The sequence below is a fragment of the Kosakonia sp. genome, from assembly GCF_032052965.1.
Taxonomy (GTDB): Bacteria; Pseudomonadota; Gammaproteobacteria; order Enterobacterales; family Enterobacteriaceae; genus Kosakonia.
Genome location: NZ_DAMBVN010000008.1, coordinates 133609 through 150754, shown reverse-complemented (window position 1 = coordinate 150754; position 17146 = coordinate 133609). Strand labels below are relative to the sequence as shown.

Sequence of the window (17146 nt, the reverse complement as noted above, 5' to 3'; positions counted from 1 at the left end):
ATTCTAATAGACCTTATGTGGACTTGCACTCTTTCTCCACGTTCTCCCCATTTTATGGGGGAAAGGTTTACTCAGCGTTAAGAGAATGCGTAACATAGTGCCGACTTTCATTCCTGTGGAACCAAAATGACGAAGCCAGCGTTTATCATCACCATTGATACAGAGGGCGATAATCTCTGGAAAAACCATCGCGAAATCAAAACGGAAAATTCGCGCTATCTGGCGCGTTTCCAGGCGCTTTGTGAACGCTACGGTTTTAAACCGGTGTGGCTAACTAACTATGAAATGGCCATTGAGCCGCGTTTTGTTGAGTTCGCCAAAGATGTGATTGCGCGCGGCCAGGGGGAAGTGGGCATGCATCTCCATGCGTGGAACAGCCCGCCCGAACATGATCTTACCGGCGATGACTGGCGCTGGCAGCCCTATCTGATTGAGTTTCCCGATGATGTGATGCGCGAGAAAGTGCTCTATATGACGCGCTTACTGGAAGAGACGTTTGAAACCAAAATGGTGAGCCATCGTGCGGGGCGTTGGGCGTTCGACAGCCGCTACGCAAGGCTGCTGGTTGAGCTGGGTTATCAGGTGGATTGCTCCGTCACTCCTCGCGTTAACTGGCGCAATGCCAAAGGCGCACCGCAGGGCAACGGCGGAACGGATTACCAGCATTTCCCGGATCACGCTTATTTCATAGATTGTGATGATATCTCGAAGCCGGGTAACGGCCCGCTGCTTGAAGTCCCGATGAGCATTCAGTACAAACATCCGGCATGGCTGAATGCGGTGAAACAGCGCTATGACCGCTTGCGGGGTAAATATCGCTCGCCATCGGCGAACTGGCTGCGTCCGTCGGGTGGGAACAGCGCCCAAATGATCGACGTGGCAGATAAATGCCTGTCCCAGGGCAGCGATTATGTGGAGTTTATGCTGCATTCTTCAGAGTTTATGCCCGGTGGCAGCCCAACCTTTGCTGATGAAGCGGCGATTGAGGGGTTATATGAAGATCTGGAGCAGCTGTTTGCCTGGCTGGCTACCCGGACGCAGGGCATGACGCTGGCGGAGTTTTATCAGCACAAGCAGCCATAAAAAAGCCCGTGCTTACCGCACCTGAGTGTTGGCCCTTGTGGGGCAGGTGCGGGCGTTTATCTCACTTTTTCAACCAGGCTTTGATTGCCCGTTTTTTATAACTGAAACGCACGTCACCCGCGAAAAAGAAGCCCAACGAATAGAGCTCATCAACCCGTTTTTTCACGGTCTGCATTTGCTGCGGCGTTAAGTGCGCGCGGTGGTTGCTATAAATATCGAACCAGTGGCAGTTAATGAGCGGCTTAAATTTGGCGGGGAATTGCTTTTCCATACTCAGCGTGCATTCCACCAGGGGCGTAATTTTACTGGCGTCCAGCGTAGTCGACAGGCTGTCAGGGCGTTTTACGTAATAATAGTGGCCAGCGCGTTGATAAAAAATCTGGCTGGCCTGCATCAGCATACCCGGGAAAACGGCGAAATCTTCATAGCAAACCATCACCGGGATTGGGTTACGCTGGTAAATATCGCGACGAATAAACTGCCCAATCAAATGCGCCTGAAAATCTTTATGGATCAGAAAACGGCGAATGGCGTCATCCTGGGTAAGTGCTTCGGGCGTAAATCCTTGCCAGTCGGTTGAGATTTTACGCAAGTCGCGAATTTCGAGTAAACGCGTGAGCAACATATCCGGTTGCTGTTTTCTTAAAAACGCAACGGCATCATGCAAGCTAAGTGGTTTCAGTAAGTCGTCACTGTCCAGCATGGTGATATATTCACCGCTCGCCAGCGCAACTGCGCTGCTGCGTACCTGGCCCACGTTACGATAGTTAACGCAGCGAGTGAGGGCATTTGGCAGGCGCGGCACCCACTGATCAATAATCGTCTGCGTGGCATCGTCAGAACTGTCGTTAAACAGAATGACTTCGACGGCATCTCTGGTATCGCCCAGTGCTGTGTTTAAGCTTTCCAGCGTGGCCGCCAGTGTTTTTTCGGCATTGTGCGCCGCAATAATGACGCTCAGAAAAGTCATATCAGTGAATTGCCCTGCACGGCGGAGGAATGTAGAAGCGAATGGGTTTTTGGCAGTTCGGTTATAAAGTGTTTGATTGCCGCAATATCGTCGTCGCTAACAGCAAAAAGCGCTTCTCTTGGCTGAGTGAAATAGTAACGTGTCTCAAAAACATAAGAGCTGATGTTTGCATCATTGCCAATCAACAGCACATTTCCTAACGGGCGTTGCTCGTAATGGCAGCAAGGCCCAAAAAGCAATATCACCGGTACACCGACCGCATCTGCGATATAAACATTTCCTGAATCGGACGCAATATAACAGTCCATTTTCGCAATTGCCCACGGCAATTCGACCAGTGAGACTTTACCTATCATATTGACCAGATTAGGCATCTCTCCATAGGAGCGAATAATATCATCCATCCAGGGTTGCTCATTCGGCGCACCAAAGACATAGAACGTACAAGGCAGCGACGCGAGGCTGTCGAACAGAGTTTTCCAGATAACGGGTGGAATGGTTTTGGCTTTATTGCCCGCTGAAATACTGATACCAATGCGAATAACGTCGGGCTTATCGAGAATGCCGGGATACACCGACGGTTTAAACAGCGGCTTCGTTGCGTGTTTTGGTGCGTCCTGCCAGGTGAGCGTACGATTGGCGAGACGCAGATAATTGGTCACGGAAAGCGTGCGTCTTTCATGGTTAACCGTGCCATCTGCCGTTGCGTAAAAGATCCCGTGGTACCAGCGGCGGGTATAGATACTTAAAAACTGTTTATTGTTGGCGTTACAGACGGCGGCGAAAAAGAGGTTACAGCTGGTGGGTTGCAGAAGGTAGACATTATCGTAGCGGTTCATGATGTAGCAGGCGAAACAGAGCTTACGCCACAGGTTGCGTTTTTGCTGCTCGATATAGAACGCCTGATCGATGGTGTCATCATGTTTTACCAGCGCGCTGACGCTACGGCTCACCAGGACATCGCTTTTTTGCAGCCAGCCTAACAAGGGGGTAGCATTGATAAAGTCGCCGATTTTAGCTGTTTGAATAACAAGGTTTTTACCCGTATTTTTACGAAACAGCTTACCAATGAGTTTCACCGGTAGAAGTAAAATCAGCAGAAATACATAGCTCATCGCTTAAATATCCATATCAGAAAGCCGATGGTTGTCCTGAAGATATGTAAAAATTTCATGTGCGCTAATGTCTCCCATACGCTGAGAAGGGCTGACCATTTGATGCTGATTTTTACCGTAACCGCCGATTAACCCCGGATCGGTTGGACCAAAAAGCGTGACATTCGGTCTGTCCAGCGCGGCGGTCAAATGACTCAGCCCGGTATCGACAGAGACAACAGCCATGGCGCCAGCCAATTGCGCCGCGACCTGCGCCAGAGAGAGTTTGGGCAGAACTTCTACATTGGGAAACCCTGCTGCCAGTCGTTCTGCTCGCTGACGTTCGTGTTCTGCGCCCCACGGGAGTTTAATATGGATGCCCGTTGGTTGCATTAGCTCTATGAGCCTTCGCCAGTGTGTCTCCGGCCAGTGCTTGTCATCGCGCGTGGTCGCGTGCAGAAAAATGACATACGGATCGCTACCTTGCGCCACATCGCCCACAAAATGTTGTGCAATGGCGTAATCACCCTGCGCTTGCGGCTTTACATAGCCCAGGCTTTTTGCAAACAGCTCGCGGGTTCGCTCGACCGCATGCTGCTGTTTGGCAATATGGTGTCGGCGATTATAGAACAGACTTGCCAGCGGCTCCCGCGCCGTTCGCCAGTCCATGCCATGTTTAACGCCATGCGCCAGGCGAGTGACCAGCGCGGCGCTTTTGACCAGCCCCTGCGCATCAATAATCGCATCGTAATGTTGCGCCTGCACGGCGGCGCGAAAAGCGTTGCGCTCCGCTTTGATCGGCGCAGAGAACCAGGCTTTGCGCCAGCGGCGAATGGCAACGGGAATAACCCGATCAACGGCAGCATGCCAGGACGGGATTTGTGCAAAACCCTCTTCCACTACCCAGTCAAAACGAATACCCGGAATAGCATGAACGGCATCGGTCAGCGCGGGTAGCGTATGCAGCACATCTCCCATTGAGGAGGTTTTAACAATCAGTACCCGCATCAATTATCCTTGTGCGTCCAGCAGCAGACCATTCAGCTCTTCCAGCACGCGCTGCGGCGTAATGTCGATAAGGCTCTGGTGATAGCCTTCAGCCGCGTCGCCTTTGCGCACTTTATGGTAGCCCGTGATCAGGCGAATAACGCGCGCTTTGTGCGAGAGCGGCGGTGTGAAGTCCGGGCTGCTTGGGCCATAAAGCGCCACTAATGGGCGGTCAAGCGCGGCGGCGACATGCATCAGGCCGGAGTCATTGCTGACCACGGCTTTGCAGGCAGCGATCAGCACGACAGCCTGCTCTAACTGCGTTTCTCCCGCCAGGTTGCGGCACCATGCTTGTTGCTCCACGCTAAGCGCGGCAAGAATTTGATTGCCGGCATCGTGATCTTTAGCCGAGCCAAACAACGCGATCTGGTAGCCTTCGTCGATCAACTGTTTGGCCAGCTCAGCATAGTGATAATGCGGCCAGCGTTTGGCAGGCCCAAACTCTGCGCCTGGGCAGAAACCAATCATCGGGCGTTCAGCGGCGATGTCAAAGGCGGCACAGACCTGCGACTTCTCAGCGTCGTTAACCTGCAATTGCGGCCACAGCAGCGGCTGCGGCAGATCACTGGCTGAGCGCATGACCCCTTTGTCGTAGGCCAGCGCCACATAGCGCTCAACCATTAACGGCCAGGCTTGTTTGTCCAGCACGCGGGCATCGTTGAGCAGGCCGTAACGCATTTCGCCGCGCCAGCCGGTACGGTGTGGAATACCGGCGAAGAACGGCACCAGCGCAGATTTAAAAGAGTTTGGCAGCACATAAGCGCGATCGTATCGCCGTTCGCGCAGGCTATGGCCCAGTTTGCGACGCGCGCCAATCTCCAGCGCGCCGTGACCCAGCGGCATAGGAATGGCTTCGTTCACTTCCGGCATCCGTGATAAAAGCGGACGGCACCATGCGGGTGCCATCACGTCGATTACTGCCTGGGGAAAGCGCGCTTTCAGCGTGCGATAAAGACTTTGCGACATCATCATGTCGCCAACCCAGGATGGGCCAATCACCAATATTTTCATACTTATGCGTCGCGGTTCAGCCATTCCATATATTCGGTTACGCCTTCAGCAACGGTTTTGAACGGCTTGTCATAGCCCGCAGCGCGCAGCTTGCTCAGATCTGCCTGCGTGAAAGCCTGATAGCGGCCTTTCAGTTTATCCGGGAAGGGGATGTACTCAATGCTGCCTTTTTTATGAAAAGCCAGTGTTGCATCGGCAACGGCCTGGAAGGACTCCGCACGGCCTGTACCGAGGTTGAAAATGCCGGAAACACCGTTTTCCCAGAACCACAGGTTCACTGCCGCCACATCACCCACATAGACAAAATCGCGCTTGAAGCTATCGCTGCCTTCAAACAGTTTCGGGCTTTCGCCGTTATTTAACTGGGTGTTGAGGTGAAATGCCACACTCGCCATGCTGCCTTTATGGCCTTCGCGCGGGCCATAAACATTAAAATAGCGGAAGCCGACGATGGGGGAATTCGCTTCCGGCAGAATGCCGCGCACATATTCATCAAACAGCAGTTTGGAGTAGCCATACACGTTGAGCGGCTTCTCGTATTCACGGGATTCGATAAAGTCAGACGTACGGCCGCCGTAAGTCGCAGCGGAAGAGGCGTACAGGAACGGGATTTCGCGTTCCAGGCAGTAATGTAGCAGCTCTTTGGAGTACTGATAGTTGTTATCCATCATGTACTTGCCATCCCACTCGGTAGTGGAAGAGCAGGCGCCTTCATGGAACACCGCTTCAATATCGCCGAATTCTTCGCCAGACATAATCTGGATCAGAAAATCTTCTTTATCCATATAGTCGGCAATATGCAGGTCGACAAGATTGACAAACTTGGTGCCGTCTTTCAGGTTGTCCACCACCAGAATATCCGTGATGCCTTTATCATTCAGAGCCTTAACTATGTTGCTGCCGATGAAGCCCGCGCCGCCGGTAACGATGATCATAACTGTACCTTTGAAAAGTGAAGCGTTGAGACGATCTCAGACACTAATATTTCTTATCATACCATCACATTGCCGACCCTTCAGCCATTCAGCGGGGTAACGCTAAGGCGCTGCGTGATTTATGCTACAAAATGGATAAGTGGTGATGTGTCATCTCGTATCACCGTATAGCTTTGGGTAATATGTGCTGAAATTTGCCCTGTCTGGAGAATTGCGATGCGTGGGGATTTTTATAAGCAGTTAACGAACGACCTGGAAACCGCACGGGCGGAAGGTCTGTTCAAAGAAGAACGCATTATCACGTCGGCGCAACAGGCTGACATTACCGTGGCCAATGGTAGCCACGTTATTAACTTCTGTGCCAATAACTACCTCGGCCTGGCCAATCATCCTGAATTGATTGCAGCGGCAAAAGCGGGCATGGACAGCCACGGTTTCGGTATGGCCTCTGTGCGCTTTATCTGCGGCACGCAAGACAGCCATAAAGTGCTGGAGCAGAAACTTGCCGACTTCCTCGGCATGGAAGATTCCATCCTCTACTCTTCTTGCTTTGATGCTAACGGTGGGCTGTTTGAAACCCTGTTGGGTGCTGAAGACGCCATCATCTCCGATGCGCTGAACCATGCCTCGATTATCGATGGTGTTCGTCTGTGCAAAGCAAAACGCTACCGCTATGCCAATAACGATATGCAGGAGCTGGAAGCGCGTTTGCAAGAGGCACGTGAGGCCGGTGCGCGTCATGTACTGATTGCCACCGACGGCGTGTTCTCAATGGATGGTGTGATTGCCAACCTGAAAGGCGTGTGCGACCTGGCAGATAAATACGATGCGCTGGTCATGGTCGATGATTCTCACGCAGTGGGTTTTGTTGGCGCTAACGGCCGTGGTACGCATGAGTACTGCGACGTGATGGGGCGGGTCGATATCATCACCGGTACGCTGGGCAAAGCGCTGGGCGGGGCATCCGGCGGTTATACCGCGGCACGCAAAGAGGTGGTTGAGTGGCTGCGTCAGCGTTCCCGCCCGTACCTGTTCTCTAATTCACTGGCACCTGCAATTGTTGCCGCGTCGATCAAAGTGCTCGAGATGCTGGCATCCGGGGGTGAATTGCGTGACCGCTTGTGGTCCAACGCCCGCTTGTTCCGCGAAAAAATGACGGCCGCAGGCTTTACGCTGGCTGGGGCCGATCACGCCATTATCCCGGTGATGCTGGGCGATGCGGTGGTTGCGCAAAACTTCGCCCGCGAACTGCAAAAAGAGGGCATCTATGTCACCGGTTTCTTCTACCCGGTGGTGCCAAAAGGCCAGGCGCGTATTCGCACGCAGATGTCTGCGGCGCATAGCCCGGAGCAAATTGAGCGTGCGGTAGCAGCCTTTATCCGCATTGGTAAACAGCTGGGCGTGATTGCCTGAGGACCATGATGAAAGCACTATCCAAACTGAAAGCGGAAGAAGGCATCTGGATGACCGACGTCGCGGAACCGGATGTGGGTCATAACGATTTGCTGATTAAAATCCGCAAAACTGCCATTTGCGGCACCGATGTGCATATCTACAATTGGGACGAGTGGTCGCAGAAAACCATTCCCGCTCCCATGGTGGTCGGGCATGAGTACGTCGGTGAAGTGGTCGGCATGGGGCAGGAAGTCAAAGGCTTCAGGATCGGCGATCGCGTGTCTGGCGAAGGCCATATTACCTGCGGTCATTGCCGTAACTGCCGGGCTGGCCGCACCCATTTGTGCCGCAATACGGTGGGCGTCGGCGTTAACCGTCCAGGCTGTTTTGCCGAGTATCTGGTGATCCCGGCTTTCAACGCTTTTAAAATTCCGGACAATATCTCCGACGATCTGGCCTCCATTTTTGACCCGTTCGGTAATGCGGTGCATACCGCACTCTCCTTCGACCTGGTGGGTGAGGATGTGCTGGTTTCCGGTGCCGGCCCTATCGGCATTATGGCGGCGGCAGTGGCAAAACATGTTGGCGCACGCCACGTGGTGATCACCGATGTGAACGAATACCGTCTCGATCTGGCACGGAAAATGGGTGTTACCCGTGCGGTTAACGTTAGCAAAGAGAGCCTGACCGATGTCATGGCAGAGCTGGGCATGACCGAAGGGTTCGACGTCGGGCTGGAGATGTCTGGCGCGCCGCCAGCTTTCCGCACCATGCTCGATACCATGAACCACGGCGGGCGTATTGCTATGCTGGGGATCCCGCCGTCGGATATGTCTATCGACTGGACCAAGGTCATCTTCAAGGGGCTGTTTATAAAAGGTATTTATGGCCGTGAGATGTTTGAAACCTGGTATAAAATGGCTGCATTAATCCAGTCTGGTCTGGATCTCTCGCCGATTATTACCCACCGTTTCGGCATTGATGACTTCCAGCAGGGCTTTGATGCCATGCGTTCAGGGCATTCAGGTAAGGTGATCCTGAGCTGGGATAAGTAAGAAAAAAGGGGCCGCTGGCCCCTTTATCATGATTGTTGCTGCTGTTTCTCTTTGTCCGTCAGGTAGCGCACTTTGCGCGTATAATCCTGCCCTTTAAACAACAACTTGCTATCGGTTGATGCCAGATATTTCTGCCATTCCGAAAGGGGGAAGCCGCCGTGTGCGCCAATCACCTCCGAGGGGATCACCGCTTCCTGACCGCCGATTTTCTTCGACACCGGCCAGTTCATCCAGTCGCCCAGGTTTACCGTTTTCAGGTCGAGCATATCCAGTAATGCAGCCAGCGGCAGCTGGTCAGTCGGCGGCTGGCTGTCTTCCATTAGCTCCCAGGTATCCTGAAAAAGAGTCAGCCAGAGCGGGCAAATACGCCGCCAGGTCTTTTTGGTCGCCGCGAGGAAGGCACCGTTAACATGATCAACCAGATAAGGGCGCACGGTCTCTTTATAGTAAGCCGGTACGTTTTCTGCGGGTGCGCCGTCCAGCTTGGCAATCATTTTGCCCTGACGGAAGCTGGAGTAGATATGCATATCCGCCATGTTGATGTCGGGCATTTTTAGCAGGTTGAGATCGGAGTCGATCATCAGCACCCCTTCACCGCGAGCCTGTAGCGGCGCGTTGAGCTTAATCAGCCTGCTCAAATAGATCTGCTTGTAGCGATAGCTTTCTTCGCGTTTCGGTAAATCCAGCGTGACGACGCGCGTCCTGGCAGGCAGTTGACCAAATGCAGATTCGGGTTGGTCCGTCACAATCACGATTTCGCTCACGCGATCGGCAAAACGTTCGGCAAAGGTCGCCGAAAGCAGCGCTTCTTCAACGAAGTCTACGCCGGTGCAGGGAATAACAACCGAATCGACCGCAATGCGCTTATCAGACGCCGGAAGCGAGCGGTAAGGAAGGTTATGCCGACTCGTAATATGGCGATATCTCGCGTTCAGAAATTTAAACATGTCCGTCTCGTTGTGAATATGCAGGATTCAGCACCGCTTCGACACCCTGCACGTAATGCTCTATTGCGTAGGTGCTGCGTATCTTCTCGTTTGCGCGGGCGGCCAGTTGTTGCCGCAGTGCGGCATTGCTCCAGATCTGTTCAAGGTGAGCAGACAATTGCCCGACGTCGCTCCACGGGAACAGCAACCCGGTGGACTGGTGTTCAATCAGCTCGGCGGTGCCGGTCACATCTGAGCCAACAACCGGAATACCAAGCAACATGGCTTCCAGCACAACGCGGGGCAGGCCTTCACTTTGCGACGCCAGAATAAACGCATCGAAGGTAGAAAGATAATCGAAGGGCGTATTCTGAAAACCGGTGAACAGCACTTTATCCGCAATGCCTGATGCCTTCGCCTGTTGCGTCAATGCGTTGCGCTCACCGCCTTCGCCTACGAGGATCATTTTCCATTTTGCTTGCGGGTGGCGTTGGTGAAACAGGCTCAACGCAGTGAGCGTATGATGATTTGCTTTACGTTGGATCAGCGAGCCAACACTGCCGAACACGAAAGTGTCGTCATCCAGCCCCAGTTGTTGACGCATGGCCTGGCGATCCGGCAGCGGTTGATGAATATCAATGGCATTATTGACCGTGGTGCACAGGGCGGGTTTGACACCGTGTTTTAGCAAAACCCGTTCAACGCCGTGTGAAACGGCAATCACCTTCGTCACATGCTGGTTAACCAGGTTAACCACAGGCGGGGTGAGCACCGGTTCAATGCGACAATGTTGCACCAGGCGAACTGGCAACCTGGCGGCCGCGAGGTAACCCTCTTCGTTGGTGGCGGGCTGATTGTTCATGTACAGCGTGTCGAAATGGCCGTTCTTCAACAGCGTTTCTATTGCGCTGGCATTGGGCAAAATTCGCCACAAGCGGTCAATACGCCGCACGAACGCTTTGCGCGCGCTGCGTGAGAAAAACAGCAGGCTGCGTCCCAGCTCTTTCGTCAGTTTTGCCCATGCAGGTTGCCTGCGCTGAGGAATAATTACCAGTGGGATGCCGATGCTGTTCAGCACCTGACCGATCGTTTGCCCTTGCGCGCGGCTGTAATCCTTGTAGAAACAGCAAGTAATATCAAACTTCTGGCGATCAATCCGCTTCAGCAGCTCGAGCATACTGTTTGTGCCACCCCCCCATTCGTTGCCGGTATCCAGCAGGAGGATTTTGTGTCTTTGCGGCATGACGGAACCTGTTTGCGATGCAAAACCAGGCCGCATTATAGAGAACCCGGTTCGCATTCTGCAAAAATTACGCTTTTTTGCCCCAACCTTGCCATTGCTGATGCAGGTATTGGGTGAGCGAACTCTCGCTGATGCTCTCACCCAGTACCGTAAAGAAGCGGGTGGCGTCAACAGGCTGCAATTTCTGTTTTGTTTTGCACAGTTTCACGCCACGGAAGGGGTTACGCGGCGGTGGCGGGGCGATGCCGCCGGGCCTCGCATTATCGATTTGCGGCTCATTCAGGAGGCTACTCGGGCGCACCAGCGTAATATCGGCGGGCAGAGTGTAGATAACCTGTTGCAAGACACGCACGGTTGCCGGATGAGGATGGCCAATCGCGATGGCGGAACCATTACGGCGTGCCAGCTCCACAGCCCGATCGAACTGGCGGCGAATGTCGGCTTCGTTTTGCGTATCGTCAAGGAACACTTTGCGTTTGATCACTTTCACGCCAGTACCCGCCGCGGCATGCAGCGCCTGGCTGTTGCCGATGGTCATGCTGTCGAGAAAATAGAGATTGTAGCGTTCCAGCGCCTGCATCACTTTTTGCATCCCGAACAGGCTGGAGGTCATGGCGCTGCCCATATGATTATTCAGACCCACAGCGTAAGGCACTTTGCTGACGGCATCGCTGATGATGCGTTCGATCTCGGTGCTGCTCATATCCGGGCGCAGAGTGTCTTTTTCCAGCGGTTGCTTACTGAGGGGAGCCATCGGCAGATGGATCAGCACTTCATGGCCGCTGTTATGAGCTTTGGTGGCCATTTCCCGCGCGTGTGTCGCATTTGGTAACACCGCGACGGAAACCGCCTGCGGCATGGCCAGCACCTGGTTTTCAGTCTGCGGACGGTAGCCAAAGTCGTCGATTACGATGGCCAGTTTTCCGGCAAACGCCGGCGAGGAAAAAGCCAGCACGCTACCCAGCGTGAGAACAATACGACGAAATTGAAGCAAAACTTATCTTCCCAACCACGGTTGTGGATTGACCGCCTGACCCTGACGGCGAATTTCGAAATAGAGTGATGGCCGGCCCTGACCGCCACTGCTGCCAACGAGTGCTATCGGCTGACCGGCGCGCACCTGCGTACCCACGCTGACCAGAGCGCTTTGGTTGTAGCCATAAAGGCTCATGTCGCCCTTGCCGTGCTCAACCACGACCACCAGGCCATAACCTTGCAGCCAGTCGGCAAGGATCACGCGACCATCGGCGACAGCTTTGACTTCGCTGCCTTCAGACGCACCGATAACAATCCCTTTCCAACGTAGCTCACCCTGCAATTGTTCGCCATAACGATGGAGTAACGGGCCGCGAACCGGCCAGATAGCCTGACCGGAGGGCGAACCCAGCCCGCCGGTGCGGGACATGAGCGAGCGTTCGCTCTCTGTCGGTTTGTAGGTGGTGCCTTTGCGGCTGGCGTCTTTCTGCCGATCGCGCACTGCCTGCGCTTCGCGGGCTTCACGCTCGGCACGGGCTTTTGCGGCGGCTTCTGCGCGGGCAAGACGGTCGCGCAAACGTGATTCGTTGGCGCGCAGTTCGCTCAACTGTTGCTGGCCTGCCTGAATAGAGGACTCCAGTCCGCTCAGGGTTTTTTGCCGCTCGTTACGTGCCTGCTCCAGCTTCGCCTGCTGTGCTTTTTGCTCATACAACAGCGTCTGTTGCTGGCTCTGTTTCTCTTCCAGTTCGGCTTTCTGCGAGGCAACCTCTTCCCGCGTCTGTTTCAACTGGGCAATTGTTTCCTGGCGCGCCTGGTTAAGATAACCAAAGTAGGCCTGCAAACGCTGGCCGCGCTGACTCTCTTCACCGCTTAAAATCAGTTGAATACCGGTATGCTCACCCTGGCGAAATGCCGCATCCAGTTGGGCCGCAAGGTTATGTTCCTGCGTTGCGCGCTGGCGTTCCAGTTTGGCGATGGATGCATTCATTTCATCAATCTGTTTATTCAGTTGGGCGAGGGTGGTTTGCGTTTCATGCAGCTGGCGGGCGGCGGCGGAAATGGCCTGTTCTTGCGCCTTGAGTTGGGCAAGAAGCCCGGCGCGTTGTTGCTGTTGCTGGCGTACCGCGCGTTCTTTTTCGGCGATATCAGCCTGAATGGATTTCAACTGGTCGCGATCGTCCGCATGGGCGGATACGGCGCACAGCAATGCGCCAGCGCAGAGTGCGCTGGCGCAGATCAGGGGCCGAATTCCGCCCCAGGTAATAGAAAAAATCGCCTTTCCCCTCATGGGGAGCGATTATTCCACGATGAACAGCGGCTTACCAGTCATCTCTTGCGGGATTTCCATGCCCATCAGCGTCAACATTGTCGGCGCGATGTCGGAAAGTTTACCACCAGCAATCGCCTTCACGGCCTTGTCGCCAATGTAGATCAACGGTACCGGCAGGTTGGTATGCGCGGTGTGCGCCTGGCCGGTTGATGGGTCACGCATTTGCTCGGCATTGCCGTGGTCTGCGGTGATCAGCAACTGGCCGCCAACGGCTTCCACCGCTTTGGTCACTTCTGCTACACAGTGATCCAGCGCTTCAACAGCGGCAACAGCGGCGTCAAACACGCCCGTATGACCGACCATATCCCCGTTCGGGTAGTTACAAATGATGGTGTCGTACTTACCGCTGGTGATCGCGCCGACCAATTTTTCGGTTAATTCTGCAGAGCTCATTTCGGGCTGCAGGTCGTAAGTCGCCACTTTCGGGGAGTTGATCAGAATGCGATCTTCACCCGGGAACGGCTCTTCAACGCCACCGTTAAAGAAGAAGGTCACGTGGGCATATTTTTCGGTTTCGGAAATACGCAACTGGGTTTTGTGGTGTTTTGCCATCCATTCACCCAGTGTATTTGCCAGTGATGCAGGCGGATAGGCAACGGCGGCTTTGATGTCGGCGGCATATTCGGTCAGCATGACGAAATCGGCAAGTTTCACCACTTTCTTACGCGCAAAGCCGTCGAAGTCCGCATTTACAAAGGCGCGAGTGATTTCACGCGCGCGGTCAGCACGGAAGTTCATGAAAATCAGCGCATCGCCGTCTTGCATGGCGGCGTCTGGTTGACCCGCAGCACGGATCACAGTGGCTTTAACGAACTCATCGTTTTCGTCACGTGCATAGGCTGCCTGCAAACCGGCAACGGCGCTGTCGAAGGTGAACTCGCCTTTGGCCTGAGTCATCAGATCATAAGCATGCTCAACACGATCCCAGCGGTTATCGCGGTCCATGGCGAAGTAGCGACCAATAATGGAGGCGACGCGGCCTTTGCCGAGCGCGGCGAATTTATCCTCGAATTTTTTCAGTGAAGATTCAGCGCTGCGCGGCGGGGTATCACGTCCGTCCAGGAAGGCATGCAGGTAGATTTTTTCTGCACCGCGTTCAGCAGCCAGCTCTACCATTGCCATAATGTGGTCTTCATGGCTGTGCACGCCGCCAGCAGAGAGCAGGCCCATAATGTGTACCGCTTTGCCTGCGGCAACAGCGTTGTCCACCGCGCCAGACAGTACCGGGTTGCTGAAGAAGGTGCGTTCTTTGATTTCCACGTCAAGACGGGTCAGATCCTGGTAAACAATGCGACCGGCGCCAAGGTTGACATGGCCCACTTCAGAGTTGCCCATCTGACGATCCGGCAGACCGACTTCCAGCCCGGAGGCATCAATCAGGGTATGAGGACGAGTTGCCCACAGTTGATCCATTACCGGGGTTTTGGCGTTAAAAATGGCGTTATCTTGCTGGTCTTCACGGTAGCCGTAGCCATCCAGGATCACCAGTACCATAGGTTTTTTAGAAACCGACATTGCGACAACCTCTTGCTCAGAGACAAAAAAATTTGCGTAATTTTACTACAGCTGAATCGATCAAATAGCCGCAGAAGATCAAAAAAAGCGGCGGCTCGACGGTGAGTTTTCGCCACTTATCTTCATTTTTTTCGTAACACTCCGCAGAAAATGCATTCCGTCGTCCTCGCTGGCTGTATTTGCCACACTGCGCAGGTATACTCCTGTCCTGGTTTTTTTAATCACTTAGTCGGGAGTCGTTACCCCAGATGCAAGAAATTATGCAATTTATTGGCCGCAACCCCATACTGTGTATCGCTTGGGTGGCGTTACTCGGGGCGGTGCTGTTCACCACTTTCAAAGGCCTTGCGTCTAAAGTGAAAGTGATTTCTCGCGGCGAAGCCACACGCTTGATCAATAAAGAAGACGCCATCGTGGTGGATTTGCGCCAGCGTGATGATTTCCGTAAAGGTCACATTGCAGGCTCCGTGAATTTGCTGCCAAACGAGATCAAAGCCAATAATGTAGGTGAGCTTGAGAAACACAAAAGCGCGCCTGTCATCGTGGTTGATGGAACGGGTATGCAGGCGCAGGCACCGGCAAATGCGTTGACCAGCGCGGGCTTTGAAAAAGTCTACGTGCTGAAAGATGGTATCTCCGGCTGGATCGGAGAGAATCTGCCGTTAGTTCGCGGTAAATAATTTGCCCGGCGGGAAAGCGCCCGCTGGGTTAAACCCGGAGAAAAGTGATGGCCAATATTGAAATCTACACGAAAGCAACCTGCCCGTTTTGCCACCGTGCAAAAGCGCTGTTGAGCAGCAAAGGCGTGGCTTTTGCTGAGCTGCCGATTGATGGCGATGCGGTAAAACGTGAAGAGATGATTCAACGTAGTGGCCGTACAACGGTTCCGCAGATTTTTATTGATGCGCAGCACATTGGCGGCTGCGACGATTTATATGCGCTGGATGCGCGTGGCGGGCTGGATCCGCTGTTGCGTTAATGCTTTGAAGCACTACAACACTTAAGGGTTATTCACTCATGTCTGAACAAAACAACACCGAAATGACTTTCCAGATTCAGCGTATTTATACGAAAGATATCTCTTTCGAAGCGCCGAATGCGCCACACATCTTCCAGAAAGAGTGGCAGCCGGAAGTGAAACTGGATCTCGACACCGCCTCCACGCAACTGGCAGAAGGCGTTTATGAAGTGGTTCTGCGCGTAACCGTAACCGCTTCCCTGGGCGAAGAGACTGGCTTCCTGTGTGAAGTACAGCAGGGCGGTATCTTCTCTATCGACGGTATCGAAGGTACCCAGATGGCGCATTGCCTTGGCGCATACTGCCCGAACATCCTGTTCCCGTATGCCCGTGAATGCATCACCAGCCTGGTGTCCCGCGGTACATTCCCGCAACTGAACCTCGCGCCGGTTAACTTTGATGCGCTGTTCATGAATTACCTGCAACAGCAGACTGGCGAAGGTGCCGAAGAACATCAGGATGCCTGATGAACGCACTTAATGCTGCAATGACTGTGATCGGTGCCGGTTCTTACGGCACCGCTCTTGCCATCACGCTGGCGAGAAATGGTCACCAGGTTGTGCTCTGGGGCCATGACCCAAAACATATCGCGACCCTGCAACATGACCGTTGTAACGCCGCGTTCCTCCCCGATGTGCCTTTTCCCGATACGCTCCATTTAGAAAGCGACCTTGCGCAAGCGCTGGCAGCCAGCCGCAATATTCTGGTGGTGGTGCCAAGCCATGTTTTTGGTACCGTGCTGACGCAAATTAAACCGCTGATGCGGCACGATGCGCGCATTGTCTGGGCCACTAAAGGCCTTGAAGCTGAAACAGGCCGGTTGCTGGAAGATGTTGCGCGTGAAGCGCTGGGCGAAGAGATTCCGCTGGCGGTGATCTCTGGGCCGACGTTCGCCAAAGAACTGGCGGCTGGCTTGCCAACGGCGATTTCGCTGGCTTCGACCGATGCGCAGTTCGCAGAGGATCTTCAGCAACTTCTACACTGCGGCAAAAGCTTCCGCGTTTACAGCAACCCGGACTTTATTGGCGTGCAGCTGGGCGGCGCGGTGAAAAACGTCATTGCGATTGGCGCGGGCATGTCTGACGGCATCGGTTTTGGCGCAAATGCGCGCACGGCACTGATCACGCGTGGCCTGACCGAAATGTCGCGCCTTGGCGCTGCGTTGGGCGCCGATCCGGCAACCTTTATGGGAATGGCGGGGTTGGGCGATCTGGTGCTGACATGTACCGATAATCAGTCACGCAATCGCCGTTTCGGCATGATGCTTGGTCAGGGCATGGATGTGCAAAGCGCCCAGGACAAGATAGGCCAGGTGGTGGAAGGCTACCGCAATACCAAAGAAGTGCGCGCGCTGGCGCACCGGTTTGGCGTCGAAATGCCAATAACCGAGGAAATTTATCAGGTATTGTATTGCGGAAAAAATGCGCGCGAGGCAGCATTGACCCTGTTAGGTCGTGCCCGTAAAGACGAGCGCAGCAACCACTAGCAATACGTCATCCTTCAGGCCGTCTCTCTGTTGGCGCTGTCTGCGCACCCCGGTCACTTACCG

General features: G+C 54.1%; 17 protein-coding genes. 7 read left to right on the top strand and 10 right to left on the bottom strand.

The window, feature by feature from the left end; genetic code table 11:
- Positions 1 to 126: 126 nt before the first annotated feature.
- A complete protein-coding gene (locus RTX30_RS12350; protein ID WP_312690149.1) occupies positions 127 to 1083 on the top strand; it encodes a polysaccharide deacetylase family protein in 957 nt (318 codons plus the stop codon).
- Positions 1084 to 1144: 61 nt separating this feature from the next.
- Here RTX30_RS12350 and RTX30_RS12345 read toward each other — a convergent pair whose 3' ends face one another.
- The 5 genes from RTX30_RS12345 to rfaD are packed head-to-tail and all read right to left on the bottom strand — an operon-like array spanning position 1145 to position 6140.
- Positions 1145 to 2053, bottom strand: a complete 909-nt coding sequence (locus RTX30_RS12345; protein WP_312690147.1) for a glycosyltransferase family 2 protein — start codon at positions 2051 to 2053, stop codon at positions 1145 to 1147.
- The gene (locus tag RTX30_RS12340; RefSeq protein WP_312690146.1) at positions 2050 to 3168 is read right to left on the bottom strand and encodes a glycosyltransferase family 9 protein; all 1119 of its coding nucleotides are present in this window, start codon (positions 3166 to 3168) and stop codon (positions 2050 to 2052) included. The genes RTX30_RS12345 and RTX30_RS12340 overlap by 4 nt, the downstream gene beginning before the upstream one ends.
- Before the next feature lie 3 nt (positions 3169 to 3171).
- Complete coding sequence (gene rfaC, locus RTX30_RS12335) at positions 3172 to 4155, bottom strand: lipopolysaccharide heptosyltransferase RfaC (RefSeq protein ID WP_312690143.1); 984 nt, start codon at positions 4153 to 4155, stop codon at positions 3172 to 3174.
- A gap of 3 nt (positions 4156 to 4158) precedes the next feature.
- A complete protein-coding gene (rfaF, locus tag RTX30_RS12330) occupies positions 4159 to 5205 on the bottom strand; it encodes an ADP-heptose--LPS heptosyltransferase RfaF (RefSeq protein ID WP_312690141.1) in 1047 nt (348 codons plus the stop codon).
- A 2-nt stretch (positions 5206 to 5207) separates the two neighbouring features.
- Positions 5208 to 6140, bottom strand: a complete 933-nt coding sequence (gene rfaD / locus RTX30_RS12325; protein ID WP_312690139.1) for an ADP-glyceromanno-heptose 6-epimerase — start codon at positions 6138 to 6140, stop codon at positions 5208 to 5210.
- 216 nt (positions 6141 to 6356) lie between these two features.
- On the opposite strand from rfaD, the gene kbl reads away from it, so the two are divergent.
- Together kbl and tdh are read left to right on the top strand one after the other, a co-directional pair.
- A complete protein-coding gene (kbl, locus tag RTX30_RS12320) occupies positions 6357 to 7553 on the top strand; it encodes a glycine C-acetyltransferase (protein ID WP_312690137.1) in 1197 nt (398 codons plus the stop codon).
- Positions 7554 to 7561: 8 nt separating this feature from the next.
- On the top strand, positions 7562 to 8590 hold the full coding sequence (gene tdh / locus RTX30_RS12315) for an L-threonine 3-dehydrogenase (RefSeq protein ID WP_312690211.1): 1029 nt from the start codon (positions 7562 to 7564) through the stop codon (positions 8588 to 8590).
- A gap of 26 nt (positions 8591 to 8616) precedes the next feature.
- Here tdh and RTX30_RS12310 read toward each other — a convergent pair whose 3' ends face one another.
- The 5 genes from RTX30_RS12310 to gpmM form a co-directional block, all read right to left on the bottom strand.
- Entirely contained in the window at positions 8617 to 9537 is a 921-nt protein-coding gene (locus RTX30_RS12310) for a hypothetical protein (RefSeq protein ID WP_312690135.1), read from the bottom strand.
- Positions 9530 to 10759, bottom strand: coding sequence for a glycosyltransferase (locus RTX30_RS12305; RefSeq protein ID WP_312690133.1), 1230 nt, complete (start codon positions 10757 to 10759; stop codon positions 9530 to 9532). The genes RTX30_RS12310 and RTX30_RS12305 overlap by 8 nt, the downstream gene beginning before the upstream one ends.
- A gap of 67 nt (positions 10760 to 10826) precedes the next feature.
- Positions 10827 to 11753 (bottom strand): divergent polysaccharide deacetylase family protein, encoded by a 927-nt coding sequence (locus RTX30_RS12300; protein WP_312690131.1) that lies wholly within the window; start codon positions 11751 to 11753, stop codon positions 10827 to 10829.
- A 3-nt stretch (positions 11754 to 11756) separates the two neighbouring features.
- On the bottom strand, positions 11757 to 13022 hold the full coding sequence (gene envC, locus RTX30_RS12295) for a murein hydrolase activator EnvC (RefSeq protein WP_312690129.1): 1266 nt from the start codon (positions 13020 to 13022) through the stop codon (positions 11757 to 11759).
- Positions 13023 to 13031: 9 nt separating this feature from the next.
- Entirely contained in the window at positions 13032 to 14579 is a 1548-nt protein-coding gene (gene gpmM / locus RTX30_RS12290; RefSeq protein ID WP_312690127.1) for a 2,3-bisphosphoglycerate-independent phosphoglycerate mutase, read from the bottom strand.
- Positions 14580 to 14827: 248 nt separating this feature from the next.
- Between gpmM and RTX30_RS12285 the strand changes: the two genes are divergently transcribed.
- From RTX30_RS12285 to gpsA, 4 genes are read left to right on the top strand one after another with little or no spacing between them, the layout of a single operon-like run.
- Entirely contained in the window at positions 14828 to 15259 is a 432-nt protein-coding gene (locus tag RTX30_RS12285; RefSeq protein WP_312690125.1) for a rhodanese-like domain-containing protein, read from the top strand.
- Between the two features lie 47 nt (positions 15260 to 15306).
- On the top strand, positions 15307 to 15558 hold the full coding sequence (grxC, locus tag RTX30_RS12280) for a glutaredoxin 3 (protein ID WP_312690124.1): 252 nt from the start codon (positions 15307 to 15309) through the stop codon (positions 15556 to 15558).
- A gap of 38 nt (positions 15559 to 15596) precedes the next feature.
- On the top strand, positions 15597 to 16064 hold the full coding sequence (gene secB, locus RTX30_RS12275; protein ID WP_312690123.1) for a protein-export chaperone SecB: 468 nt from the start codon (positions 15597 to 15599) through the stop codon (positions 16062 to 16064).
- On the top strand, positions 16064 to 17083 hold the full coding sequence (gpsA, locus tag RTX30_RS12270) for an NAD(P)H-dependent glycerol-3-phosphate dehydrogenase (RefSeq protein WP_312690121.1): 1020 nt from the start codon (positions 16064 to 16066) through the stop codon (positions 17081 to 17083). The genes secB and gpsA overlap by 1 nt, the downstream gene beginning before the upstream one ends.
- Positions 17084 to 17146 lie beyond the last annotated feature (63 nt).